The sequence below is a fragment of the Catenibacterium sp. AM22-6LB genome (genome assembly GCF_003435615.1).
In the GTDB taxonomy this organism is placed as follows: domain Bacteria; phylum Bacillota_I; class Bacilli_A; order Erysipelotrichales; family Coprobacillaceae; genus Catenibacterium; species Catenibacterium mitsuoka_A.
Window position 1 is genome coordinate 14,862 of the sequence record NZ_QTUM01000016.1, and the last position, 25,428, is coordinate 40,289.

Consider the following 25,428-nt stretch of genomic DNA (forward strand, 5'->3'; position numbering starts at 1 on the left):
AGGAGTAACCATCATCCATAAGATGAATCCTAAAACAGCTGGGTAAGATCCTGTTTCACCATTTGCTTCAGCAATTTCAGAAGCAAGAAGCATAGTAATACCGATAGTAATACATGAGATTGTAGCATACTGCATAGCAGCAAAGATAGGGTTAAGAACTTTAAGAGCCATGATTGGAGACCATAAAGCACCTAAACCTGTTGAATCATTTACTAAAACGTTTGTCCAAAGAACACCAACGGCACCTGAGATTGTAGCTGGCATGAAGTTCTGGAATGCATTCTTGATTGCATTCAAGTACTTATTCTGACCACACCAAGCACCGACACGTCCTAGCTTATCAGCAAAAGCGTCCATTTAATTTCCTCCCTTTCAAGAGTCGGCGTAACTCTTGTACAGGTACTATTTTACACAATTTAAAATGTAAGTCCATGGATGCGCTATCACGAGCACGATTGTTACAAAGAACTCTTTTTTGCATATCATTATCTTGTAAATATGATACAGTTATAATCTATTTACCAATGTACTTTCATTTCAATTATAACCTTTCACTCCTTATTTTAGAAAACTTTTTTTTAAACAGTGATTATTTTCCATTATTAAAATGATGTATGATAAAATATTTGTATAGATTTACATTACATAGAAGTGCATTAGAAAGGTGGTAGATGTTTATGAGAGATTATCATGCGCACGAAATTGGAAATGTAGCTGTTTTAGGACATTCTGGATGTGGGAAGACAAGTATAGTAGAAACAATGGCTTACCGCGCTGGAGCAATTGGTCAGATTGGTAATATCCAAAGTGGTAATACAATTAGTGACTATAGTGCTGAGGAGATTGCACGTCAGTCTTCTATTAATTTATCAATCGTACCGATTGAATGGGATAACTGTAAGATTAATTTAATAGATGTTCCTGGTACTTTTGACTTCGTAGGTGAAACAGAAGCAGCTTTATTTGTTTGTGAATCTGCTTTAATTATTTGTCCAAGTTATGCGGGTATTTCAGCAGGTACAAAACAGGCAATGTATAAGGCAAGAGATAAAGGTAAGATCATCTATATTAATGGATTAGATAACCCAAATAGCGATTATCCTACAAAGCTTCAGCAGTTAAAGGATACTTATGGTAAGGGTATTGCCCCAATACAGGTACCAATCATGGATAATAATAAGATGGTTGGTTATGTCAATGTCGCAAAGATGGAAGGACGTATGTTTGAAAATGGTCAGACGCATGTTGCCCCTATTCCTGAAGATATGATGGATGAAGTATTACCAATCAAGGCAATGATTGATGAAGCCGTGGCCAATACAAGTGATGAATTACTTGAAAAGTATTTAGAAGAAGAACCTTTCACAAAAGAAGAGATTTCTAATGCATTAAGACAGGGTGTAACTGATGGTAGTTTGATTCCTGTACTTTGTGGTACTGATCGTATTGGTATTAGTATTATCTTGAATTCTATGTGTGCTTTCTTTGATTCAGCCAATCATCCAAAGAATGCACTTATTGTAAAGGATTTAAAGAAAGATGATGAAAAGATCTTAGAATGTAATGAAGATTCGCCTACAAGCTTATTTGTCTTCAAGACAATCACTGACCCATTTGTAGGTAAGACTTCATATTTCAAAGTAACAAGTGGTACTTTATATGCAGGTATGACTCTTTATAATCCAAAAGAAAAAGAAGATGAAAAAATTGTGAAGATTTATCAGCCTATGGGTAAAAACTTGATTGAAGTAGATAAACTTCATGCAGGGGAAATTGGTGCATTTACACGTTCAACTACATGTCATACAAATGATACATTATGTGATCCACGTTCTCCTATTCTTATTCCTGATACAGAATATTCTAAACCATATTATAAGAAAGCGATTGTACCTCTTGGTAAGAGTAATGAAGAAAAGATTGCGAATGCGATTAATAGATTACTCGAAGAGGATCCTACTTTAGTTTATGAATATAACGAAGAAACAAAGCAACAATGCTTATCTGGTATTGGTGATATTCATCTTGATACAGTGCTTAATAAATTAAAAGCAAGATTTAAGGTAGAAGCAAAGTTTGAAGATGTCAAGATTCCTTATCGTGAAACAATCAAAAAGGAAGTGACTCAAAGAACAAGATATAAGAAACAATCTGGTGGTCATGGACAGTTTGGTGAAGTAGAAATTACTTTCAAACCTTCTCGTGATTATGATAAGCCTTATATTTTTAAGGAAGAAGTATTTGGTGGTGCTGTACCTCGTACTTATTTTCCTGCAGTTGAAAAGGGACTTATTGAAAGTGTAAAAGCAGGATGCTTAGGTGGTTATCCAGTATTAGGTATTGAAGCAACTCTTATTGATGGTGCCTATCATTCTGTTGACTCTTCTGAAATGGCCTTTAAGACTGCAACATCTATGTGCTTCAAGGAAGCGATGCCTAAGGCAGAGCCTGCATTACTTGAACCATATATGAAGATGAAGGTTATTATTGATGATGAGTTTACAGGTGATATTATGAGTCATTTAAATACATTACGTGCGAGAGTCATCGGTTCTGATGTATTTGAAGATGGATTAATTAAGATTATTGCAGAAGCACCTATGAGCGAAGTGATGAACTATGCAGTTGATCTTCGTTCTATGACTCAAGGTCAGGGTGTATTTGAAATGGAATTCCTTGATTATGAATTTGCACCTGCAAATGTAGTAAAAAAGATTTTAAACAAATAATGAAGTGAGGGAGTTTAATTTAAAACTCCCTCGCTTTTCTATTGGAACAATGATTGAAGATTGACTAAATAGCTTTGTTTATCATCATAGATGATCAATTTGTTTTCTCCTTCATATTCATAGAGTGAAATATCAACACCATTTTTAAATGGTAAAGATAATGGGACATAGCTATTCTTTTGAATATCGTAGAGATAATAATTGACATGCTTATCATAGAAAGAATCTTCATTTTCATTTGTGATAAGAAGATATTGACTTGTAGAACTTGCAATTTTTATACGATAATTTTCTTCCTTTATTTCACAACTCTTTCTAGTGACATGATTAATGATTGTATTATCTACTAATTCAAATGCAGATGCAAATTCAGTAATACCATTCCATTTTTCAACCACCTTCTGCGTTGCACAATCAATCACAATCGTATAATCATCACCATAAGTAATAATATAATCATCACCATAAAATGAATGTTCATTTGATAAAGCATGCCCACATATATCAGGCACAATTTTTTCTGTCTTATTGACTGTATCATAGATTGTCCAATACTCATCCTGCTTATTAATAAGTAGATAACGTCCATGAGGTGATAGGTATGGATTTACAGAGCGATGATCAGTGGTTATTGCTTCAATATTTCCTGTCTTCATATTCAAGGCAATGATATCATTCTCTTTTGTAGATAAATAGACAGTATTGTTAAATATACGATTAACACCATACCATATGTTTTCTGAAAAATCATACATAAAAATATCATGGTGATAACGCACATACTTAAAAGAGAATGGTTTCTTATAAACACCCTTATATGTACGTGGTTTTTGTAGTTTGATTTGATTATGATGCATAAGATAAATATTTTTTATTTTATCATCCTTGGTATATGTATATCCAAAAGGAGCCTCACCCCAGCTGATATCCTTAAAAGCCACATTCTCAACAGGATGAATATCATCTTTAGAAAAGTGATTTGTCAGCCATTCTGACATATCAGAATGAAATGCACTGACAGTTATTAAAGAAATACATACAATAACAGCTGTTAAAACCATAGAAAATGAATAATGTTTTTTCTTTTGTGTATATGTGATCTTCTTCCAATCTTCTGGCGTTTGAATATCATCAAATTCCTTCCATTTATTCATCATCCTCACCCACTTTCTTCTTTAGTATCTCCCTTCCTCTTTTTAATCTTGATTTCACTGTATTGATATTCATCTTTAATATTTCTGAAATTTCATCTGTTTTATATCCTTCATAGTAATATAGATAAAGTACATTCTTATAACGCGTTGGCATATCTAATATCACAGGAAGCAATACATAATCCTTCTTTCCATCTTGTATAAGCACATCTTCTATATTAATTGTCTTCTTATAGAAAACACGACGATAATCCTTACATGTATTGATTGTGACACGAATCAGCCAGTGTTTTAGATAATCAGGGTCTTCTATCATGCCGTGCTTATAGAGTTTAATGAAAACTTCTTGAAAACAGTCTTTCGCATCGTCGCTATTTCTCAAATTCATGATACAAATGCGAGTCACCATATCCCCATAGGTATCAATTACATCTTCTATTGTCATGATATTTTCCTCCCTTCACTATTAATACGATGATTTCCTCCATTTGGTTGCACATATGTGCTGAATTATTTTACTTTAGGGTCTATAATAAAGTCTACAAGGAGGAGAGAATGTATGCCATGTACGACATTACTAGTAGGTAAGAATGCATCTTATGATGGTTCTACCTTAATCGCAAGAAATGATGATTCACAGTCTACAAGATTTACACCAAAGAAACTTGCAGTGATTCATCCAGAACAACAAAAAAGAGAATATGAAACAGTATTATCTCATTTAAAGATTCAATTACCTGATAATCCAATGAGATATACTGCGATGCCAAATGCCTTAAAAGGTGAAGGTATCTGGGCAGCAAGTGGAATTAATGAAGCCGAAGTCGCAATGACAGCGACAGAAACAATCACTTCTAATCCTCGTGTATTAGGGGCTGATCCACTTGTAGAATATGATGAAGAAACAAATACACCAGGCGGTATTGGTGAAGAAGATATTGTCTATCTTGTATTACCTTATATTCATAGTGCAAGAGAAGGTGTTTTAAGACTTGGTTCATTACTAGAAAAGTATGGAACATATGAAATGAACGGAATTGCCTTCTCTGATCATGATGAAATCTGGTGGTTAGAAACTATTGGTGGTCATCATTGGATTGCAAGAAGAGTTCCTGATGATGCTTATGTTGTAATGCCTAACCAGTTAGGTATTGATACATTTGATTTAAAGGATGCTTTTACTACTCAAGAAAATCATTTATGTAGTGATGATTTAAAGGAATTTATTGAAAAGAATCATTTATGTTTAAATCTAGATGATTCATTTAATGCACGTTATGCATTTGGTTCACATGATGATTCAGATCATGTCTATAACACACCACGTGATTGGTTTATTAGACGTTATTTAAATCCACATACTTATAAATGGGATGGAGAAAATGCAGACTTTACACCATTTTCTGATGATATTCCTTGGACTATGGTACCTGAAAGAAAGATTACTGTTGAAGATGTAAAATATGCATTATCAACTCATTTCCAGAATACGCCTTATGATCCATATATTACGCGTGGAGATTTATCTAATAAAGGTGCATTACGTCCTGTAGGAATCAATAGAAACGACTTCTTATCTGTATTACAGGTAAGACAGGGACAGGAACCTATTGAATGGTTTACATTTGGTTCAAATGTATTCAATACACTTGTTCCATTATATATTCATATTGATACCGTACCTGAATATTACAGTAATACAACAGGTGAAGTATCTACTGATAACTTCTATTGGGCCAATAGACTTATAGGAGCTATGGCTGATGCATGTGATAAACAATCAGCCATCCATATTGAACGTTATCAAAGAGTGGTACAATCTCATTCACATCATATTATTCATACATATGATGAACTAATTGAAAAAGAAACAGATGAAGCAAGAAAAACAGAGCTAAGACATGAAGCCAATCAAAAGGCAGCTGATATGTTGAAGAAGGAAACTTCAAAGACATTACATCTTGTCTTAGATGAATTAAGCTTTACTATGAAGAATAAATTTGCCCGTTCTGATGCATAAGAAAAGAAGCCTCGGCTTCTTTTTTTTTAGTTATTTGAGGCTGAACACTTTTCAGCATCTATTGCTAGTACTACTAGTAATGCATAAAGTGCATCCTGGCTATTGTGAACATCAATGACATAGACATCTGTAAAATGAAATAGTTCTTTTGATATAGTCGCAATTTCATGATAAGAATCACTTATAGTGTAATTCCAGTTCATGAAATCTCCATTAATAGACCAGTCATTAAATTCTAAAACATATTTAGGAAATAAGCTGATTTTCTTTTGGAATGAACCGATATAATGATCATCTATGTAGATACTAAATCTTGGCATGAATGTCAAGATTTCTTCTTTAATGGTTGCTAGACAATGACCTGATGAGTCATATACATCTAATTTATGACCCCATGAAAGACGACTGCTGACTTTATAGACAACCTGATCATATTCATCATAGATATCATAACTATCCATCAGACTGAAAATTCTTTGTTTTAATATAAGTTTCATATCATTTATCCTCTCTAGAATACAATTATATCATTTTCTTTATGCTTAATACCATAGACAAGATAATCATTCCAATCTTTATGCCTATAAGGATAGGCTATATCTATTTCGATAGAGGGATAGTTCTTATTTAAAATATCAACGATTGTATGAACAGCCTGTCTTCCTGCTTGATCATTGTCTAATCTTAATAAGACTCTTTCTATTGGTTGATGTTCTAAATGATAAAAGAGTGCACGATAATGAGAGACAGAATTAAGTGATAGATAATCATACTTCTTAAAGTTATTTGTAAGAGTCATTAGAGACATCATATCAATAATAGATTCAGTCACAATAAGCAGTGAAGAGTTATACGATATATAAAAACAATGGTTATAATCATTTCCTGCCTGCTCACGCATATAGCGATTATTCTTGATACTTCCCCTTTTACTTATAAATACTAGTTGACTTCCTTTATAAGATACAAAGACAAGATTATGGTGCACTGCTTCCTGGTAGAGATAATCATGATCAATAAAATAATCAATAATATTGAGACTAATGCCTCTTTCATATAAATAATAATAGACCTTCTTATTATTGATATCTTTACAAGGCAAATATAGTTTTCTCTCTTGTCTTTTAATCTTTTTAAATTCATGATGAGGATTCTTATACATTCTCATTTCCAGATAAAGAATCGTATAGATAAAAGAATGAAATTCTGAATTCTTTTCTAACCCCAATGTCTGGCATAATGTAATCGTGTCTCCTCCAAATCCTTTTGAATACCAATAGAATCTATTGATATTTACTCTAATTTTTAATGAATCATGTTCCTCGAGATGATAGTAATTAGAACTCTCATAAACAAGAGTAAAGCCTAAATCTTCTACAAGAGAAAGCATACTATATTTCTTCACATGTTCTATACGGCTTCTTTTCATAGTCTTTAAATTATTTCATCAGCAAGATGAGCAAGACCATCTAGCATATAAGGAATAGGATCCTGAATAGAATAAAATTCTGGAAGATACTCTTCTGGGATGAAAGAAGAAAGTGTCTTCTTTATTTCCTTCATATCCGGCGTCATACGACAACTGATAGCCACTGCCTCTGGTCCTATTGTAATAATAGAAGGTAATAAAGCTTTTGTAACAACTTCTAAAGCCCCTGCTTCTGTCCAGATCAGCTTATTTTCATCATCAGACAACTGCATACGATGAAGATAATACCTTAACTCTCCTGCAATACCTTTATATCCTGTAAGAAGCATCTTATTAGCAATGATTCCCTGTCCTCCATGACCAGCACCAAATGGCTGAGAATGAAAAATAATATGAGAATATTCAGGATGCTCTAAAGAAAAGCCTACACAGGCAGCATTCGCATTATTAAATACATATGTACTTATATGATATTTTTCTTCAAATGATTCATGAATATCAATAATACTTCCTGTATAAGCGTCTACAAAATGCTTATTATCATTCACAATGCCTGGTGTCGCAATACTAATACAATCAATAAAAGTGTACTTTAATAAGAGTGTATCAATAATATCATAAAGATCCTGAATTCTATAGGTAGGTTTGATAATCAGATTTTCATCTAGTACCTCATTCTTATTATAAAGACGATAAGAGATACGCTGCTTATTTTTATTGATTTGAAGAACAATGGATAAAATACGCTTTTGAGATTTCTTACAATGACATATTTTTTTCTTATTTTCGTTTTTCTTTCTACAATAATCATTCAATGATTCTTGTATAAACTGTATTGTTTCTCCTGTATTATAGGATGCAAAATAAGCTGTAGGTATCTGTAGAATAAGATGATCGGGGAGACTGCTTCTTAAACGATTCAGCATATAGCCAATCTGAGGTGCAATCAGTATTAAATCATAATGATCCGCCTCTTCATAAATATTCATATAACTTACTGCATTAAATTCATAATCTAATCCTAACGTATCAGTCGCTTCAGTAAGCATAGATGCAAACATCGAAGTTGTTAAACCAGCAGAACAAGATAATAATACTCTGACTTTCTTTTCGCCCTTTAAGCGAATCAGCGTTTTAACCATCTCATCAAAGAGTTTTTTAGCATGTTCTTCTTCCTTCAATTCAAAATGAAGATAAAATTTAGTACGCTCATCCTTCTTTGAAACAATAGAAATTTCTACTAGTGTATTGTCTTCAATAGAAGAAAATTGTACAGAAGCTACTGCATAGGATGTATCAAGCTGTATAAGATCTTCATTCTTTCTTTCTAAAATATAATCATCTGATTGATGTTCTAAAATCCATAATTGATATTGTTGCTTTGTCATAAAAAGCCTCCTTTCTCTCTCTATTTATATTATACTCATATTAAGAAGAATTCTCTAAAGAAAAAAACAGTGGAATCCACTGTTTAAATCAAACTGCTGATAAATACGAATATGACCGCAATAGGCAATATAATTGTAAGATAACCCTGCATCCAGTTCTGAATCTTAGGACCATCACCCATATTGGCTTCTGTTTGATAATTCTTGAATCCCCATCCTAAGCGAGATGTACAGAATAATAAATAAACAAGAGAACCAAGTGGTAAGAGAAGATTACTTACGATAAAGTCTTCTAAATCTAATATTGTTGAACCACTGCCAAGAGGCTGCAAGAAGTCAAGGACATTAAAACCTAAAGCACAAGGTAATGAGAATACAGTAATAAGAATTAAATTAATGATTACTGATTTCTTTCTTGTGATGTTCCATAATTCCATTGTGCAGGCAATAATATTTTCAAATACTGCAATGACTGTAGATAATGATGCGAAAGCCATAAATAGGAAGAATAGAGCACCCCAGATTCTACCTCCTGTCATTGATAAAAAGACATTAGGTAAAGTAATAAAGATAAGACTTGGACCACTGTCAGGATTTACTCCAAATGAGAAACATGCTGGAAAGATGATAAGACCTGCCACAATAGCGACAAATGTATCTAACACTGCAACATTCACTGCTTCCCCTAAAAGAGTTTTATCTTTCTTTAAATAGCTACCGAATATCGCCATTGAACCAATACCAATACTTAAAGTAAAGAAAGACTGGTTCATTGCCGCTACGATTACATTTAATAAGCCAATATGTTTGATCTTATTAAAGTCTGGATATAAATAGAATTTAACACCTGCCATCGCATTATCTAGTGTTAACCCATGTACTGCAAGAACTACAATGAGTCCAAGTAAGCCAATCATCATGACTTTTGTAATTCTTTCTACACCGTTCTGTAATCCCATTGAACATACTAACATACCAATAACAACAACTACTATCATCCAGAATACATTCTGAGATGGACTAGATAATACATTTTGGAAAACTGATGCAACCTGAGATGTTTTGACTCCTGTAAATCCACCTGTTAAGAACTTATAGAAATAGTTCAACATCCATCCTGACACTGTAGTATAGTAGATCATTAAACAGAAGTTACCTAATAACCCAACATAACCATGTAAATGCCACTTCTGTCCTGGCTTTTCTAAAGTTTGATAAGCTTTAACTGGACTTTTAGCACTTGCACGTCCTACAGAGAATTCCATGCTTAGAATTGGAACACCAATAAGAAGCAAGAAAATCAAATAGAAGAAGACAAAGATTCCTCCACCATTTTGTCCTACAACATAAGGGAATCTCCATACATTTCCAATACCAATAGCACATCCTGCCGAAAGAAGCAGGAAGCCTATTCTCGATTTAAATTGTTCACGTTCTTTCATAATTTCACCCTTCTTTTAAACATACCGCCTTATAATAACATATACATAAAAATATGGAAATGTTTCACTCCTATATTTTACCCAATAATATGCCTTTTTATTTTGTGATATACAATTTGTGCAATTATTCCTACCACCGTACCTGATACAATACCAAGTAATATCAGATATGGAAGATAATAGATAAAGGCAGAGGTAGAAAAGAAGACAAAGGCAACAAGTAACTGCCCTATATTATGAGATACACCTCCTACTATAGAAACAACGATATTTGAGAAGAGATGTGTCTTTACCATCAATGCCATAATACTAATAGAAAGAAATCCTCCAGCTAAGCTATAAATCATCATATAAGGATTTGTGAATGTGATTCCTATAATAAAGATACGAAGCAATGCGACACCCAATGCATATTTAAATCCAAAGCATAAAAGAATTGTCAAAGACACAATATTAGCTAAGCCAAGTTTTGTGCCAGGGATTCCTAAATAAACAGGAAACAACATTTCTATATAATTTAATATGATGGATATAGTACAAAATATTGCAAGAAAGCATAATTGTCTGACTCTAGTATGCTTGATCATTCTGTTTGTTTTCACCTCCTGACACCACCTCTACAATGAGTTTATGAGGAAGACAGATGATACTCTGCCCTTTTTTATTAATTGTCCCCTGCTTGATACATAAATGATCTGGACAGGTGGCTGAAATCATTCTTATTTTATGATTTTCTATTTTTAATGTATTCTCTTTATTAATATGTATTGTTTGATTTTTATTTAGATCATAATAGCCATAAACTTCTTTGTTTAAAGTAATTTTAATCATATTACTTTTTGACTGAGGACGAAGAAGAAAACCAGCAGCAACTATAATCAATAAAACAGTCAACACATAAATATCATATTTTCTGTTTTTCATTATTTTCTCCTTGTATAATAGAATAAGGAGGTGCTTTATGAAAAGAATACTTTCACTTATCCTATGTTTTTCTTTACTTAGTGGCTGTAAGCCTAATAATGAACCCATTACTCAGAAAGAGTTCTGTTTAGATACAGTTGTCTCTATTACTTTATATGATTCATCTTCAAAAAAGATTCTAAATAACTGCTTTGATTTATGTAAGAAATATGAGCTGATCTTCTCTACCACAAATACTTCTAGTGAACTCTATCAAATTAATCATAATAAGAATAAGACCCAATACCAAACTATTTCTAACGAACTCGCCTCTGTCATTAAACAGGGACTTTATTATAGTGAGTTATCACATGGTGCTTTTGATATTACGATTGGCGCTGTGAGTTCTTTATGGGATTTCAATAGTGATAAAGTAACTTTACCCAATGAAACTCTCATAAAAGAAAATCTTAAAACAGTTAACTATCAAAATATTATCTGTGATCACAAAAAAATACTCTATAAAAATCCTAATACAATAATAGATTTAGGTGCAATAGCGAAAGGATATATTGCAGATAAACTTAAAGAGTATTTAATCCAACATAAAGTCAATAATGCCTTGATTAATCTTGGCGGTAATATCCTATGTATCGGAGATAAGATGACAGAAGGATATCGTATTGGAATCACCAATCCTCAAAAAACAGATGAATCTATTATAAGTACTAAAATAGAAGATAAATCAGTTGTAACAAGTGGCATTTATCAACGACAGATGAAAGTGAACCATCATGTTTATCATCATATTTTAAACCCTCGTACGGGTTATAGTTATGATAACGGGCTTGCTTCTGTCACTATTGTATCCCCTTCTTCAATGCAGGGTGATGCATTAAGTACTGTATGTTTCTCTTTAGGACTCGAAAAAGGTAAAGCACTCATTGAGTCACTAGACGATGTAGAAGCATGCTTTATTGATACAAATAATCAAATCACTTATACAACACACTTCAAGCACTCTTAAAAAATCCCAATAAAGGGATTTTTTTATTGAATGACTTTTCTAGGACATTTTTCTACACATGCCCCACAATTTGTACATTTAGAATAATCTATATGGGCTAAGAAATCATCGACAGTAATCGCTCCATTTGGACATACCTTTGTACACAAACGACAGCCAATACAACCTGATTGACAGCTTTTAGTGACAACTGGTCCCTTATCATGAGAATTACATTGAACACGATGTATCGCTTCATAAGGTACCATTTCAATCAGATGATTAGGACATGCTTCCATACATTTCTGACATCCTTTACATTTTTCCTTATCTACAACAGCTACGCCATCTACAATATGGATTGCATCAAATTGACAAGCCTGTACACAGCTTCCTAAACCAATACAGGCTGAAGTACACATCTTACCACCTTTACCTGGTACTAATGCAGCACTTAAACAATCTTTAATACCTGTATAATCAGACACAGGTGTCACTTTATCACATGTTCCCTTACATTTCACAAAGGCTGTATAACGTGTACTTACCTGTGCTTGCTGTCCTAAAATAGAAGCAATCTTTGCGCCTACTTCATTACCTCCTACAAGACATTGATTACTAGGTGCTTCTCCTTTTGCAATCGCATGGGCTAAACCATCACAGCCTGGATAACCACAGGCACCACAGTTATTGCCGGGAAGAACAGATCTGATTTTCTGTTCTTTTTCATCTACAACAACCTTAAACTTCTCACTCGCAATACCAAGAACTATTCCAATAAATAGCCCTATCAAACCAACAAGGAGAGTTGCAATCATAATTGACTTCATATTCATTCTCCCCCTTTAAATCAAACCTGAAAAGCCAATAAAGGCAATGGCCATCAAACCTGCAGTAATCAATACAATAGGAGACCCTTTGAAGCTATGAGGAATATCATTATCTTCTATTCTTTCTCTAATTCCTGCAAGAATAATAATAGATATAGTGAAGCCTACAGCTGTTCCAAAACCAGCGACAACACTTGTAATGAAATTATAATGATTCTGTACATTCGTCAAAGCCACGCCAAGTACGGCACAGTTTGTTGTAATCAGTGGTAAATAAACCCCTAGAGACTGATACAGCCCTTGTGAATATTTCTTTAAGAATAATTCTACTAATTGGACAAGTGCTGCAATAATAAGAATAAATGCAATTGTTTCTAGATATTCTACATGGAATTTTACTAATAATCGATAAAGAAGTGAAGTGACAGCTGAGGCAATCGTAATAACGAATATAACGGCGCCTCCCATACCTGCTGCTGTTTCTATTTTCTTAGAAACACCTAAGAATGGACATAAGCCTAAGAATTGAGATAAAACAACGTTATTGACTAAAGAGACACTAATTAAAGTTAAAAGTAATGTTTTCATCATTTCTGCACCTCCTTCTTATATTCTTCAAAGCAAGTAATACCATGACAATGTGTGCAATCTCCGCCACATTCAAGTGTAGAAGAATGTTCAATATTTGTTGCACTTGGTAGTTTTAATTTATTTTGTATTGCGGTTAACATGGATAAGACAAAGAATGCCCCTGGAGCCATGATAAAAATAGAAATAGGTTCATAGGCTTTTGGCATGATTGTATAACCAAAAGCAGTACCAGCACCTAAAAGTTCTCTCACGAGTCCAATACAAGTAAGGGCTAAAGTAAATCCTAAACCCATACCTACACCATCTAATATAGAAAGAATAGGATTATTCTTAGATGCAAATGCTTCTGCACGGCCTAGAATAATACAGTTAACCACAATAAGAGGAATATAAATGCCTAATGTATCATATAAAGATGGAAGATTTGCCTGTAATAGGAGCTGTACAACAGTCACAAGAGTGGCCACGATAACTATATAAGCTGGAATTCTAACACGTTCAGGAATAATCTTACGTAATGCGGAAATCACAAAGTTACTCATAATAAGTACAGCCATTGTCGTAAGTCCCATACCCATCCCACTCATAGCTGAAGTTGTGACAGCAAGAGTTGGACACATACCTAACATCAAGACAAATGTAGGATTTTCTTTAATAATGCCATTATAAACAGGTTTGATATATTTATTCACGTTGTCCATCTCCTTTCAACAGATCATAGAAATCAAGGGCACCATTGACACCATTTGTGACTGCTTTAGAAGTAATAGTGGCACTAGAAAGAGAATCAATTTCATTATCTTTCTCTTTACCTGTTTTAGTTATGACAAATGAATCCACCTTCTTATTCAAATATTGTAATCTAAAAGATTCATTCTTCGCGTTCATACCAAGCCCTACTGTTTCATTAATAGATAAGATTTCTACGCCTTTAATCTGTTTGTTTAAATCAATTCCAATAATAAGTTCTATTTCACCACCAAAGCCATCTTTATCAGTCACCTGAATGACATAGCCTTGTAATTTATTATCTTTATAAGCCCCTAAAGCATTGGTGATTTCAATACCATTCTTTCCATAATCTTTTGTAAGAAGCTTTGGGCTTTGTTGAATGAGTTTACTGTAATCAGCCTTGAAATCATCTGCTTCACTCATAACCTGCTTATAGGCAAGAAGCTTTGTTTCTTCTTGTTTTGCGGCTATTTTATCTTTTGTAGAATTATAAACAAAACCAAGGAGACATCCAGATACAATAGTAATGATAAATAAGATGCATGTATCCTTGATGATTCTCTTTATATTCATGATACCACCGCCTTCTTTGTTTTATAGAGAAGTGTATATTTCTCAATAAGAGGTACAACAAGATTTCCTAGAATAATCGCATAAGAAACACCTTCTGTGGTTGTCCCAAAGAATCTAAATAAACCAGTGAGTATTCCTATTAAAACACCAAAGACAATCTGGCCTTCAAAATTAATAGGTGTTGTTACATAATCAGTGGCCATAAAGAAGCAGCCAAGCATTAAGCCTCCACCACATAACTGACATGCGAGATAATAGAAATCAAAACGGAATGGTGAAAAAATAAGAGTAAAGAGTGAGAAAGAAAGAAGATAAGCCACTGGTATCGTTGGTTTAATGACTCTTTTTACTAACATATAAGCGCCACCTAGTAAAATCATCAAAGTGGATGTTTCACCAATAGTCCCAGCTGTTGTACCGATAAATAGACGGAACAAGTCATAATGAGATCTCGTTTCAAGAATTGCGAGTGGCGTTGCAGTAGTGACACCATCAAAGACGAAATTTGTCATTCGTCCAGTAAATGAAATAAGCAAGAAACAGCGTGCAGCTAAAGCAGGATTCATAAAATTCTGTCCTAACCCACCATATAACTGTTTTACGATAATAATCGCAAATAGAGCGCCTATGACTGGTATCCATAAAGGAACAGTGGATGGAAGATTTAATGCAAGAATGAGTCCTGTTGCAATCGCAGAACAATCCTTGATTGTAATAGGCTTCTTCATAAAGTATTCAAATAGATATTCAGATAATACACAAGTAAGCACTGATACAACGACAATAAGTGCTGCATTTAACTTAAATTGATAAATACCATAAAGTGTTGCAGGCATCAATGCGATAATGACATCAATCATAATACGTGTTGTATCTGTTTGATCACGTACATGAGGTGATGATGATGTATGTAATAGTTTATTCATAACATTCCTCTACTTTCTTTTAAGAGATGTAACAGTTGACTTACATTTTCTTATAGCCTGTGTCATATTTCTTTTTGCAGGACATACATAACTGCAGCATCCACATTCAATACATTCCATACCATTCAGCTGTATGAATGTATTGATATCATTCTTCAAAGAAGCCTGATAAAGCTTTTGAGGAATGAGATGACTTGGACAGGCATCTATACAGCGCCCACATCTAATACAAGCTGTAGGCATATTTAATGCCACTTCATCATGAGTAAAAGCAAGAATAGAACTGCTTGTCTTTACTGCAGGAATATGAAGAGAAATAAGTGAAATACCCATCATTGGGCCTCCACTGATGATTTTCTCTACATTCTCTTTCAAACCACCACGTGATTCAACAATAAACTGGAAATCAGTTCCTACAGGAACCTCTACATTACAAGGAGTATTCAAGCCATCTCCTGTGAGTGTCATGACTGTAGAAATTAAAGGACGATCATATTTAATCGCATCTCTAATTGCAAGAACTGTGGCCACATTATCTACAATACAACCAACATCAAGAGGAAGCATCTTTGAATTGAGTCTTCTTCCAGTCAATACTTCTATCAACATTCTTTCTCCACCCTGTGGATATTTGGTCTTCAATACTTTAACGCTTATTCTTTCTTCATGTGTGCATAATTTTTCTAATGTATGAATCGCTTCTTTCTTATTATCTTCAATTCCAATACAGCCTACAGCATGAGGATAAAGAGTTAACATGATTCTTAATCCTTCAATCAGTTCTTTAGATCTTTCAAGCATCAAACGATAATCAGATGTAAGATAAGGCTCGCACTCAGCTCCATTCACAATAACATATTCTATTTTTTCTGGTTCTTTTACATTGAGCTTCACATGTGTGGGGAAGCCTGCTCCACCTAGGCCAACTACACCTGCATTTTTTACTTTTTCTATCTTTTCTTCAAAAGTAAGTGCATCGATATTATTTTCATGTGCCTCATAATCAGAAGTATAATTTCCATCATTTTCTATAACGACTGCATCCTGGTAATGACCTGATGCATCCTGTCTTTTTTCAATACGTTTCACAATACCAGAGACAGAAGACATTATATTGGCTGATACATAACCACCCGCCTTAGCAATCAATGTACCTACATGTACTTCATCTTTAACCTTTACTACAGGAATACTTGGAGCACCAATATGCTGTTTCATTAAAAAAACAACCTCCTGGCTGGCTTCTAATTTTTCTATTTGTTTGTCTTTCGTATATTCTTTTCCATCATTTGGATGGACGCCACCTCTAAAAGTAATCATATCTCAAATCTCCTTTAATACTATTTTAGGACGATATGAGAAAAAATGAAAGCCTTTACATTAAGTTAATTTATTCACTAAACGTTTATAAATTCACATAGAAAAAGACCATGCATTAAGCATGGTCTAAGCAAGTATTAGTCTAAATCAGCACCGTTAGATTCGAATACTTTCTTGATATAATTATAAGATTTCTTTGGAATACGTTTCATATCTCTTAAATCTTTATTTGTTCTATTAACATAAACAAATCCATAACGCTTATCCATATTACACATACTAGCTAGGATATCGATTGGTCCCCAAGTAATATAACCTAAGCAGTCTACACCATCTTCAAACATTGCGTTTTCCATTTCACGAATATGGTCTCTATGATAATTAATACGATAATCATCTTCGATTGTACGACCTTCAGCGAGCATTTTGTCTACTTCTTCCTGAGTCATATCTTCACGCCATCCAATACCATTTTCAAGTACGAATACTGGTAAACCTGTTCTATGATGTAAATCATTTAAAGTCCATCTGAATCCAACTGGATCAATTTCCCAATGCCATTCATTGGCTTCACAATGAGGATTCTGGATCTGCTGTTCATTCACACAGTCACAAGCTGGTCTTTCATAATCAAAGACACCAGTCTTAACTGTATTAGAACGATAATAAGAGAATGCGATATAGTCTACAGTATATTTTAATAGTTCTTCATCGCCTTCTTCAAATGTAGGCATCCATCCACGATTTTCTAAGTAAGCATTCCAGTAATCAGGATATTTACCCTGTGCAAATGTATCAACAAGATAACCATTTAATAAGTTATAAGCCTGAGAGGCGAATAAATTATTTTCTGGGCTATTATCATAAGCATAAATATTAGTGATTGCACCCATACCACAGAACTTAGCATCTGGCTGCATTTCTCTTAAAGCACGTACTGCTTTACAATGAGCCATCATAACATTGTGGTTTACCTGATATAAATGTTTAGGAAGACTTACACCTTCAGGAATTTCTTCAGCGTTAGAAACTCTTAACATCATTGAATGAAGGTTCTGTTCATTGAATGACATCCAATGTTTCACTCTATCACCGAATCTTTCAATACAAACTTTTGCATATCTTTCAAAACAGTCTACAACATATCTTGAAGCAAAACCATTATAGTTCTTTACAAGATGATAAGGCATATCGAAATGTACTAAAGTGATCATTGGTTCAATGCCTGCAGCAAGTAGCTTATCAATTAAATCACTGTAGAACTTTACACCTTCTTCGTTTACTGGTTCATCTAATGTACCATTAGGAATGATACGGCTCCAACAGATTGAGAAACGATAGAAGTTGAATCCCATACCTTTCATTAACGCGATGTCTTCATCATAACGAGTGTATTCATCAATTGCATCGTTCCAGTCAGAAAATTCAGGATTCATAGGTCTAACGTCATAGATACAAACACCCTTTCCACCTTCATTTCTGTGTCCTTCAGTCTGGAATGATGATACTGAACCACCCCAGTAAAAATCTTTTGGCATTTTTCTTTCCATTTTATGTGTCTCCTTTATCTTATGTATACATTCTATCAATCACGCCTCATAAATGTAAACTGTTTCAAGGTTGATTATTATAACGTTTCATAAAATATACAAAAAAAGATTTATTAATGAAACTCCGTTTCATTAATTTAAAAGGATGTACATAAGATAGTCTTTAATATCCTGTCTTTTAGCTTCTATCTGTAAATAGATATAATCATCACGATAGTCAACCTGTTCCACATAAGTATGCTCATAGAGATATTTGAAATCTTCCCCCTTATCATAAGGAATACCTAATTGGAAAGTTTCATAATCCTTAAAGAGGATATGACTTATTTCATCTTCTAACAAGTCTAAACCAATCTTTTCCTTTGCAGATATAAAAACATAGGGCGTTACAGGATGTACATAACCATACTTATTTAAATCAACCTTGTTGTACACATAGATCATAGGTGTATTTTCAACCCCTAATTCTTCTAATACCTTATTGGTTGTATCAACCTGTAATTGATAATCTTCAAAACTTGAATCAACAACATGGAGTAATAAATCTGCTTCTTTCACTTCTTCTAAAGTGGAACGAAATGCCTGAATCAGATTGTGTGGTAAACGTTCAATAAAACCAACTGTATCAGTAAGCAAGCATGTATGATTCTTAATCTTTATATTTCTAGTAGAAGTCTGTAATGTTGCAAATAACATATCCTTCTCAAATACCTTTTTTTCTTTATTCTGACATAAAGTATTAAGCAAAGTAGACTTTCCACTATTTGTATAACCGACTAAGGCAATCACAGGGACATTATTACGTTTACGTCTTTCTCTTTGTGTTTGTCTTTGTTTTACAATCTGTGCCAGTTCTTTTCTAGAACGGGACAACTTTCTAGAGATGATACGACGATCTAACTCAATCTGTTTTTCACCAGATCCTCTAAACCCTGAACCACCTTGCTGATGTGACATATGTTCCTGCATTCCTGCAAGTCTTGGTAATAAATATTGGTCTCTAGCTATTTCTACCTGTAATTTTGCTTCTTTTGTCTGTGCACGCTGTTCAAATATACGAAGAATTAAATCTGTACGATCTGTTACTTCTGTTTGTAATTGGTCGGTAAGGTTCTTTACCTGTAATGGAGATAGTTCATCATCAAAGATAACCATTTCTCCATCTAATCTTAATCTGATTTCTTCTATTTTACCTTTACCAATATAAGTGGCAGGATTAATTTTTTCTAATTTCTGAATAACAACATCTTCTACTTCAATATCACATGCAATACATAATGATTTAAGTTCATCTATGTAGAAGGGGTTATCCGATGTCATAACTAATATCGCTTTATTCATATAATAAAAGAAGAATTCCTTTCTTTAGACTTTTACTCATTATAACATGAGTTTTATAAAAGAATTCTTCTAATGTTTATAAATTATCAGTATGTTTATTTAGTGAAGAGAAGAACGATACATTAATAGTAATAACTATCAATTATTGTTTACAAGCTTACCTTATGGATATCTCATGTTATAATAATTCACTTCTCATCAGTGATATAATATCCCTTCTAGATAAAATAAAAAAAATAGAGTTATTACTGAATAACTTCTAGTTCTATAATACGAAGGAGCATTTCTACTCCTCTAGATTAGTATATCATGAGTTTATATTACTATAAGTATGTAAATAGTTATAATTTACGTTGAAAAAAATGTAGGTTTCCCTACATTCTAATGTGCAATCTTCCAGCTAACAGCTTTCTCTCTTGCATCTACAAATCTCTTATAAATACCATCCTGTTTCATTAATGATTCATGAGTTCCCTGCTGGGCAATATGACCTTGATCAATAACTATAATTTGATCGGCATGTCTTACTGTCTTTAATCTATGTGCAATCATAATGATTGTCTTTTCTTTAGTAAGAGCTTCTACTGCTTCCATTAACTCTTTTTCATTTTCTGGGTCTACGTTGGCTGTTGCTTCATCCAATATGACAATAGGTGCATCCTTCATGATAGCTCTCGCAATAGAAATACGTTGTTTTTCACCACCTGATAATGATGCGCCGCCTTCCCCAATGAGTGTATTATACCCTTCTGGTAGTGCACTAATAAAATCATGACAGCATGCTTTCTTTGCTGCTGCAACAACTTCTTCATGTGTCGCATTCTGGCAGCCAAACTTAATGTTATTTTCTATTGTATCCGCAAACAAATAAACTCTCTGGAAAACAAATGCGAAATTATTCATTAAGCTATTCATACTATAATCTTTCACATTGATACCACCTAATGTGACTGTTCCACTATCTACATCCCAGAATCTTGCAATCAGATTACAAAGAGTGGTTTTTCCTCCACCAGAAGGACCAACAATCGCTGTTGTTGTCTTTTCTGGGATAGTCAAAGAGACATCATCAATGATTTTTCTTTGATCATAAGAGAATGTTATATGATCTAGTTTAATATCATGATGAGCTGGATTAATCTCTTTTCCATCAATATCCATTGTATTAAGATTTAAAATCGTATTGGCTTTATCTACACATACACTTACTACATGTAATAATGAAGAGTAATTACCTGCACATTCTAAGCTAGAATAAAGCATAAATGAAGAAATAGTCATACCAATCGCATAAATAGCACTCATTGTTCCATCAATATAAAACGATGCACTTGCGATGATAATAATAGTGGCAGTCACTTTCGTCACAATACCCTGAAAAAAATGGTATGGCACAAAGAGAAGCTCCATCTTCGTATTAATGTTCTGACATGCTTCATTCGCATTATTTAACTTTTCAGCCTGTTTTCCAAGCAAATTATAAGATTTAACTTCCGATATACCCTGCAAGTATTCCATAATTTGATTTACAAGTTCCGTGTCACATAATACCTTTTCTTCCGAACAATTCTTTGATGCATTTTGCATTAAAGAATTAATAATGAAGAATACAGCAACACCGGCTATAGAAATAAGTCCAATTCGCCAATCAAAAATGAAGATCATCAAGATAATCATAAAAGTTTCTAGAATACCTTGAGTTGTCAACATAACGACTCTTGCAGCAATATCCCCCAATAGTTCCATAGTATTTGTAGTAACTGAAGAGATTTCACCAATACTATTCGCATTAAAATAACCCATTGGAAGATAACGTAAATGCTCAGCAATCTTGATTCTTGTAAAGGCACTGGCATTATAGCCTCCATCTGTCTGTAAGACTGTAGAAAATCTCTTACATATAATAGAAATCACAATAGCACATAGCATCATCAAAGTGGCACCAGTTATATACTTTCCCATAGATTGATTATTCATTAATCCCATAAGAATATACATCATAGCAGGTATCTTCATTGCTGAGGAAAGAGCTTCAATGACGCCTAATAATATAGATATCTTGAATTTCTTTTCATTTTCTTTACCTGAGAATTTAAAGAATTTATTGAGAATCCCAAACATATTATTGTACCTCCTTTACTATATCTTTGACTGAAATATGTGCATTCCACATATCTCTATAAAGCGGACATTTTTCAAGTAGTTCATCATGTGTACCATGAGCGACAATATTTCCTTCATCAACTACAAACAATTGATCACTGTCTTTTACAGTAGAAAGTCGATGTGCTATGACTACTAATGTTTTACCTGTCACAAGCTTTGCGATAGAATTCTGCAGGATTGCTTCATTTTCTGGATCAGTATATGCAGTAGCTTCATCAAGAATAATAATAGGTGCATCTTTGAGCATTGCTCTTGCAATAGAGATGCGTTGTCTTTCTCCTCCAGAAAGATGTCCTCCAGCACCTCCCACAATTGTATCGAAACCATTTTCTAACTGCATAATAAAATCATAACATCCACTCTTTTTTGTGACTTCTATTATGTCTTCATCAGTAGCGTTTGGATTTCCTTGTCTGATATTTTCGCGGACTGTTTCATTAAACAGATAATTATCCTGAGCTACATAAGCTATTCTTTTATTAAAATCGTTTAAGGCAATATTTTTTATATCTACACCGCCGATTTCAATACTACCGCTATCTACATCCCATAAAGAAGCAATAAGCTTCGCAATCGTAGATTTACCACTTCCCGAAGGTCCTACAATGGCATTGACACTACCTGCCTGAAGCGACATATTAATGCCATGAAGAACTTCCTGATCATGATAAGCGAACTTTACATCTTTAAGTGTAATAGAGTTATCATGAGGGATATCTATGCTCTTTTGCGGTCTTTCAAGTTCTTTTTGGTCTAAGATACCTGTAACTTCTCCTACAATAACACTTATTTTACCTAGATCATCTGTATAAGAAAATGCGGTAATAAGAGGTCCTGCAATACTGAGAGATAAAATAATACATAATATAAAATGATCGACAGTAAGTGAACCATTTGCGACATAATGAGCACCTAACGGTAATACAGTAAGAAGTGTATAAGGTGTAATAGTCATCATTAAGCATGAAATATAGAACATTTACGCATCCATGAAATAAAAGAATTGGCATAAGCCTTTGCGGATGTAGTAAATCTTTCATAAGAACTTTCTGTTTTACTAAAAGCTTTAATGACTTCAATACCATCAATATATTCTACTGCTGCATCATTTAAATCCTTTGTCGCTTTCACTGTTTTCTCAAAATTAGGCTTAAAATCAAGCATCATTCCAAAATAAGAGATAAACCCTACTACAATTGGTACAAGTGACCAAAGTGCAAGTCTATAGTCAATAGTAAAGAAATAAATCAATATAACAACTGGCCCAAGTAAGTTGGATGTGAACTCTGGAATAACATGAGCCAAAGTTGTTTCAATACTATCTATTCTTTCAACCATGATATTTTTAAATGTACCAGATGATGTATCTTTTACATAACCAAGAGGTACACGAGCAAGCTTATCACAGCATGCTTTTCTAATATTTGCAAGTACTGTAAAAGTGGCTTTATGTGATAGTGTTGTAGAGAGTGAATGAAATAATTCAGCAATTATAAATGATACCGCAATTAAAATCGCATCATACATATAATCATTAAAGTTCTTTGAACCATTTAAAAACATTTTTACCACATCGATAATAATAAAATAGGGAATGATTTTACATACTACATTACCTATCGCTAGTATGACACTGAGTACATAGGAACTCTTTTTCTGTCCTGCCCATTCTAAGATCCAGGCAGTAGTTGATTTTTTCTTCATATGTTTAGCTCCTCCTTATGTTAGTTTTAACTAACCCATTGATAATAATATAAGCGGCTTACCGGTATTGCCGCTTTATTATTATGCTGGAAATTTAATGCCCCATACACGTTCCCAGCCACCTGTTTGAAACTCTCTTAACTGAGATAAGATTTTTATTGCAGTATCCTTGTCGATATCGTGTTCGATAATTTGTAGAATTGATGAGAAGAATCCTGTGTAAACCATGTGCATCATAAGGTCACTGACTTCAGGAATATCCATTCCTGCACGTCTCATTGTTTCAAGATATTTATAAGTTGCTTTTATTTCACGATCAACCATATTATGAATAAACTCTTCATATTTACCACTATCTCCACATTTAAATAATAGTTTAAAATGATCATGGTGGTTATATAAATAGTGAATCATACGGTCTAAACCACATTCAGCAGAATATGACATATTGTTTGTCTGATCGTCTGCTGATAGTTTTTCAAATTGATCAATTATTTCATCGTAGATTTTATAAATATCTTCTAAGTAAGGATCAATGAGTGCATTAAATAACTTCTCTTTTGTAGGATAATACTTATAAAATGCACCAGTAGTGAGTCCTGCATCCTTAACAATCTTTCTTAAAGATGCACCTGCATAACCTTCTTTTAAGAAGTGTTTCAACGCAGTTTCTAGTATGAGTTCTTGTGTTTTGATAGCTTTAGTCGTCATATTTTTTGGTACCTTTCTAAAATATAACAGTGTTATCTAACACAGTTATATTATTATCTTATTTCTTCTAATTGTCAATAACTAAAAAAAATCTTACCACATATAAGTAGTAAGATTCAAATTCTTTATGATTTAATTACTTTCCAAAATATCTATCTAATAAACCTTTTAATGCTTTACCATGTCTTGCTTCATCTCTTGCCATTTCATGAACTGTATCATGAATTGCATCTAAGTTATTCTTTTTAGCGCATGTAGCAAGTTCAACTTTACCAGCAGTTGCACCAAATTCACAGTCTACACGCCAAGCTAAGTTATCCTTAGTAGTTGCTTTCATATTTGGTTCTAAGTCTTCACCTAACATTTCAGCAAATTTAGCAGCATGTTCTGCTTCCTCATAAGCTGCTTTTTCCCAATATAAACCAATTTCAGGATAACCTTCTCTATGTGCGATTCTTGCCATACATAAATACATACCAACTTCTGAACATTCACCTTCAAAGTTTGCTTTTAACTGATCAAAGATAAATTTCTTATCTTCATCAGTGATATCAGGATTATTTTTTACAGTTTTAGCATAAATACCATATTCATGTTCAGCAGCTAATTTCATTTCACCTTTTACTTCTTCAAACTGATCAGCTCCTACATGACATACTGGACATTCAGCTGGTGCTGCATCTCCTTCATAAACATATCCACACACTTTACATACAAATTTTGCCATATTCTTTTCTCCTTTTTTAATTCCTTATTAGGAATGATTACTATTTAAGTATAACATATTATTCTCTAATGTCAATGGGTTTGACTCTATACTTCGTAAATATCTGATTCCAATATGAAAATGTCTTAATGTATCCAAGTTGATAATGTCCCAATTGGGACATTATCAACTTGCCGTGTTAAACTA

24 protein-coding genes and 1 pseudogene are annotated in these 25,428 nt (G+C 33.5%); 3 read left to right on the plus strand and 22 right to left on the minus strand.

Annotation, left to right across the window (positions count from 1 at the left end; all coding sequences use genetic code 11):
- Positions 1–357, minus strand: a pseudogene (locus tag DW269_RS05125) (PTS sugar transporter subunit IIC); the annotation flags it as partial.
- A gap of 320 nt (positions 358–677) precedes the next feature.
- Here DW269_RS05125 and DW269_RS05130 point away from each other — a divergent pair.
- Positions 678–2,729 carry a translation factor GTPase family protein gene (locus tag DW269_RS05130; protein ID WP_117458817.1) on the plus strand — a complete coding sequence of 684 codons (2,052 nt, stop codon included), beginning with the start codon at positions 678–680 and terminating at the stop codon, positions 2,727–2,729.
- A gap of 38 nt (positions 2,730–2,767) precedes the next feature.
- Here DW269_RS05130 and DW269_RS05135 read toward each other — a convergent pair whose 3' ends face one another.
- Together DW269_RS05135 and DW269_RS05140 are read right to left on the minus strand one after the other, a co-directional pair.
- A complete protein-coding gene (locus DW269_RS05135) occupies positions 2,768–3,883 on the minus strand; it encodes a hypothetical protein (protein ID WP_147321682.1) in 1,116 nt (371 codons plus the stop codon).
- The gene (locus tag DW269_RS05140; protein ID WP_117458819.1) at positions 3,876–4,328 is read right to left on the minus strand and encodes an RNA polymerase sigma factor; all 453 of its coding nucleotides are present in this window, start codon (positions 4,326–4,328) and stop codon (positions 3,876–3,878) included. The genes DW269_RS05135 and DW269_RS05140 overlap by 8 nt, the downstream gene beginning before the upstream one ends.
- Before the next feature lie 114 nt (positions 4,329–4,442).
- Between DW269_RS05140 and DW269_RS05145 the strand changes: the two genes are divergently transcribed.
- A complete protein-coding gene (locus tag DW269_RS05145; protein ID WP_117458820.1) occupies positions 4,443–5,903 on the plus strand; it encodes a C69 family dipeptidase in 1,461 nt (486 codons plus the stop codon).
- A 26-nt stretch (positions 5,904–5,929) separates the two neighbouring features.
- On the opposite strand, the gene DW269_RS05150 is transcribed toward DW269_RS05145, so the two are convergent.
- The 6 genes from DW269_RS05150 to DW269_RS05175 all read right to left on the minus strand — a co-directional run bounded on the left by DW269_RS05150 (position 5,930) and on the right by DW269_RS05175 (position 11,086).
- Complete coding sequence (locus DW269_RS05150) at positions 5,930–6,400, minus strand: LURP-one-related/scramblase family protein (RefSeq protein WP_117458821.1); 471 nt, start codon at positions 6,398–6,400, stop codon at positions 5,930–5,932.
- Between the two features lie 14 nt (positions 6,401–6,414).
- Entirely contained in the window at positions 6,415–7,332 is a 918-nt protein-coding gene (locus DW269_RS05155; protein ID WP_117458822.1) for a toprim domain-containing protein, read from the minus strand.
- A gap of 5 nt (positions 7,333–7,337) precedes the next feature.
- Entirely contained in the window at positions 7,338–8,720 is a 1,383-nt protein-coding gene (locus DW269_RS05160; RefSeq protein WP_117458823.1) for an ROK family protein, read from the minus strand.
- An 83-nt stretch (positions 8,721–8,803) separates the two neighbouring features.
- Positions 8,804–10,162: a sodium-dependent transporter gene (locus tag DW269_RS05165; RefSeq protein ID WP_117458824.1), complete on the minus strand. Its 1,359-nt coding sequence runs from the start codon at positions 10,160–10,162 to the stop codon at positions 8,804–8,806.
- A gap of 77 nt (positions 10,163–10,239) precedes the next feature.
- On the minus strand, positions 10,240–10,764 hold the full coding sequence (locus tag DW269_RS05170; protein ID WP_233502429.1) for a Gx transporter family protein: 525 nt from the start codon (positions 10,762–10,764) through the stop codon (positions 10,240–10,242).
- Positions 10,733–11,086 (minus strand): NusG domain II-containing protein, encoded by a 354-nt coding sequence (locus DW269_RS05175; RefSeq protein ID WP_158546307.1) that lies wholly within the window; start codon positions 11,084–11,086, stop codon positions 10,733–10,735. Before DW269_RS05175 ends, DW269_RS05170 begins: the two co-directional genes overlap by 32 nt.
- Positions 11,087–11,123: 37 nt before the next feature.
- Between DW269_RS05175 and DW269_RS05180 the strand changes: the two genes are divergently transcribed.
- On the plus strand, positions 11,124–12,092 hold the full coding sequence (locus DW269_RS05180) for an FAD:protein FMN transferase (RefSeq protein ID WP_117458827.1): 969 nt from the start codon (positions 11,124–11,126) through the stop codon (positions 12,090–12,092).
- Between the two features lie 23 nt (positions 12,093–12,115).
- On the opposite strand, the gene DW269_RS05185 is transcribed toward DW269_RS05180, so the two are convergent.
- The 13 genes from DW269_RS05185 to DW269_RS05240 all read right to left on the minus strand — a co-directional run bounded on the left by DW269_RS05185 (position 12,116) and on the right by DW269_RS05240 (position 25,242).
- On the minus strand, positions 12,116–12,901 hold the full coding sequence (locus tag DW269_RS05185; RefSeq protein WP_233502430.1) for an RnfABCDGE type electron transport complex subunit B: 786 nt from the start codon (positions 12,899–12,901) through the stop codon (positions 12,116–12,118).
- 15 nt (positions 12,902–12,916) lie between these two features.
- Entirely contained in the window at positions 12,917–13,489 is a 573-nt protein-coding gene (gene rsxA, locus DW269_RS05190) for an electron transport complex subunit RsxA (RefSeq protein ID WP_006504681.1), read from the minus strand.
- Positions 13,489–14,184 (minus strand): electron transport complex subunit RsxE, encoded by a 696-nt coding sequence (gene rsxE, locus DW269_RS05195; protein ID WP_117458829.1) that lies wholly within the window; start codon positions 14,182–14,184, stop codon positions 13,489–13,491. The genes rsxA and rsxE overlap by 1 nt, the downstream gene beginning before the upstream one ends.
- The gene (locus DW269_RS05200; RefSeq protein ID WP_199409943.1) at positions 14,177–14,797 is read right to left on the minus strand and encodes an RnfABCDGE type electron transport complex subunit G; all 621 of its coding nucleotides are present in this window, start codon (positions 14,795–14,797) and stop codon (positions 14,177–14,179) included. Before DW269_RS05200 ends, rsxE begins: the two co-directional genes overlap by 8 nt.
- Positions 14,794–15,723 (minus strand): RnfABCDGE type electron transport complex subunit D, encoded by a 930-nt coding sequence (locus DW269_RS05205; RefSeq protein WP_117458830.1) that lies wholly within the window; start codon positions 15,721–15,723, stop codon positions 14,794–14,796. The genes DW269_RS05200 and DW269_RS05205 overlap by 4 nt, the downstream gene beginning before the upstream one ends.
- Positions 15,724–15,732: 9 nt before the next feature.
- Positions 15,733–17,043 carry an electron transport complex subunit RsxC gene (rsxC, locus tag DW269_RS05210; protein ID WP_117458831.1) on the minus strand — a complete coding sequence of 437 codons (1,311 nt, stop codon included), beginning with the start codon at positions 17,041–17,043 and terminating at the stop codon, positions 15,733–15,735.
- 137 nt (positions 17,044–17,180) lie between these two features.
- Positions 17,181–18,593, minus strand: coding sequence for a glycoside hydrolase family 1 protein (locus DW269_RS05215; RefSeq protein ID WP_117458832.1), 1,413 nt, complete (start codon positions 18,591–18,593; stop codon positions 17,181–17,183).
- A gap of 132 nt (positions 18,594–18,725) precedes the next feature.
- Positions 18,726–19,934 (minus strand): GTPase HflX, encoded by a 1,209-nt coding sequence (hflX, locus tag DW269_RS05220; protein WP_117458833.1) that lies wholly within the window; start codon positions 19,932–19,934, stop codon positions 18,726–18,728.
- 381 nt (positions 19,935–20,315) lie between these two features.
- On the minus strand, positions 20,316–22,055 hold the full coding sequence (locus tag DW269_RS05225; RefSeq protein ID WP_117458834.1) for an ABC transporter ATP-binding protein: 1,740 nt from the start codon (positions 22,053–22,055) through the stop codon (positions 20,316–20,318).
- A 1-nt stretch (position 22,056) separates the two neighbouring features.
- On the minus strand, positions 22,057–23,079 hold the full coding sequence (locus DW269_RS12930; protein WP_233502431.1) for an ABC transporter ATP-binding protein: 1,023 nt from the start codon (positions 23,077–23,079) through the stop codon (positions 22,057–22,059).
- Positions 23,058–23,804, minus strand: coding sequence for an ABC transporter transmembrane domain-containing protein (locus DW269_RS12935; protein ID WP_233502432.1), 747 nt, complete (start codon positions 23,802–23,804; stop codon positions 23,058–23,060). The genes DW269_RS12930 and DW269_RS12935 overlap by 22 nt, the downstream gene beginning before the upstream one ends.
- An 81-nt stretch (positions 23,805–23,885) precedes the next feature.
- Entirely contained in the window at positions 23,886–24,515 is a 630-nt protein-coding gene (locus DW269_RS05235; protein WP_117458835.1) for a TetR/AcrR family transcriptional regulator, read from the minus strand.
- Between the two features lie 136 nt (positions 24,516–24,651).
- A complete protein-coding gene (locus tag DW269_RS05240; protein ID WP_117458836.1) occupies positions 24,652–25,242 on the minus strand; it encodes a rubredoxin-like domain-containing protein in 591 nt (196 codons plus the stop codon).
- Between the last annotated feature and the right edge of the window lie 186 nt (positions 25,243–25,428).

Excerpts from the sequence above, each read along its gene's own strand:
- DW269_RS05130 (WP_117458817.1), top strand. The coding sequence starts at position 678 with ATGAGAGATTATCATGCGCACGAAATTGGAAATGTAGCTGTTTTAGGA.
- DW269_RS05135 (WP_147321682.1), bottom strand. The coding sequence starts at position 3,883 with ATGAATAAATGGAAGGAATTTGATGATATTCAAACGCCAGAAGATTGG.
- DW269_RS05140 (WP_117458819.1), bottom strand. The coding sequence starts at position 4,328 with ATGACAATAGAAGATGTAATTGATACCTATGGGGATATGGTGACTCGC.
- DW269_RS05145 (WP_117458820.1), top strand. The coding sequence starts at position 4,443 with ATGCCATGTACGACATTACTAGTAGGTAAGAATGCATCTTATGATGGT.
- DW269_RS05150 (WP_117458821.1), bottom strand. The coding sequence starts at position 6,400 with ATGAAACTTATATTAAAACAAAGAATTTTCAGTCTGATGGATAGTTAT.
- DW269_RS05155 (WP_117458822.1), bottom strand. The coding sequence starts at position 7,332 with ATGAAAAGAAGCCGTATAGAACATGTGAAGAAATATAGTATGCTTTCT.
- DW269_RS05160 (WP_117458823.1), bottom strand. The coding sequence starts at position 8,720 with ATGACAAAGCAACAATATCAATTATGGATTTTAGAACATCAATCAGAT.
- DW269_RS05165 (WP_117458824.1), bottom strand. The coding sequence starts at position 10,162 with ATGAAAGAACGTGAACAATTTAAATCGAGAATAGGCTTCCTGCTTCTT.
- DW269_RS05175 (WP_158546307.1), bottom strand. The coding sequence starts at position 11,086 with ATGAAAAACAGAAAATATGATATTTATGTGTTGACTGTTTTATTGATT.
- DW269_RS05180 (WP_117458827.1), top strand. The coding sequence starts at position 11,124 with ATGAAAAGAATACTTTCACTTATCCTATGTTTTTCTTTACTTAGTGGC.
- DW269_RS05185 (WP_233502430.1), bottom strand. The coding sequence starts at position 12,901 with ATGAAGTCAATTATGATTGCAACTCTCCTTGTTGGTTTGATAGGGCTA.
- rsxA (WP_006504681.1), bottom strand. The coding sequence starts at position 13,489 with ATGAAAACATTACTTTTAACTTTAATTAGTGTCTCTTTAGTCAATAAC.
- DW269_RS05200 (WP_199409943.1), bottom strand. The coding sequence starts at position 14,797 with ATGAATATAAAGAGAATCATCAAGGATACATGCATCTTATTTATCATT.
- DW269_RS05205 (WP_117458830.1), bottom strand. The coding sequence starts at position 15,723 with ATGAATAAACTATTACATACATCATCATCACCTCATGTACGTGATCAA.
- rsxC (WP_117458831.1), bottom strand. The coding sequence starts at position 17,043 with ATGATTACTTTTAGAGGTGGCGTCCATCCAAATGATGGAAAAGAATAT.
- DW269_RS05215 (WP_117458832.1), bottom strand. The coding sequence starts at position 18,593 with ATGGAAAGAAAAATGCCAAAAGATTTTTACTGGGGTGGTTCAGTATCA.
- hflX (WP_117458833.1), bottom strand. The coding sequence starts at position 19,934 with ATGAATAAAGCGATATTAGTTATGACATCGGATAACCCCTTCTACATA.
- DW269_RS05225 (WP_117458834.1), bottom strand. The coding sequence starts at position 22,055 with ATGTTTGGGATTCTCAATAAATTCTTTAAATTCTCAGGTAAAGAAAAT.
- DW269_RS12930 (WP_233502431.1), bottom strand. The coding sequence starts at position 23,079 with ATGTTCTATATTTCATGCTTAATGATGACTATTACACCTTATACACTT.
- DW269_RS12935 (WP_233502432.1), bottom strand. The coding sequence starts at position 23,804 with ATGAAGAAAAAATCAACTACTGCCTGGATCTTAGAATGGGCAGGACAG.
- DW269_RS05235 (WP_117458835.1), bottom strand. The coding sequence starts at position 24,515 with ATGACGACTAAAGCTATCAAAACACAAGAACTCATACTAGAAACTGCG.
- DW269_RS05240 (WP_117458836.1), bottom strand. The coding sequence starts at position 25,242 with ATGGCAAAATTTGTATGTAAAGTGTGTGGATATGTTTATGAAGGAGAT.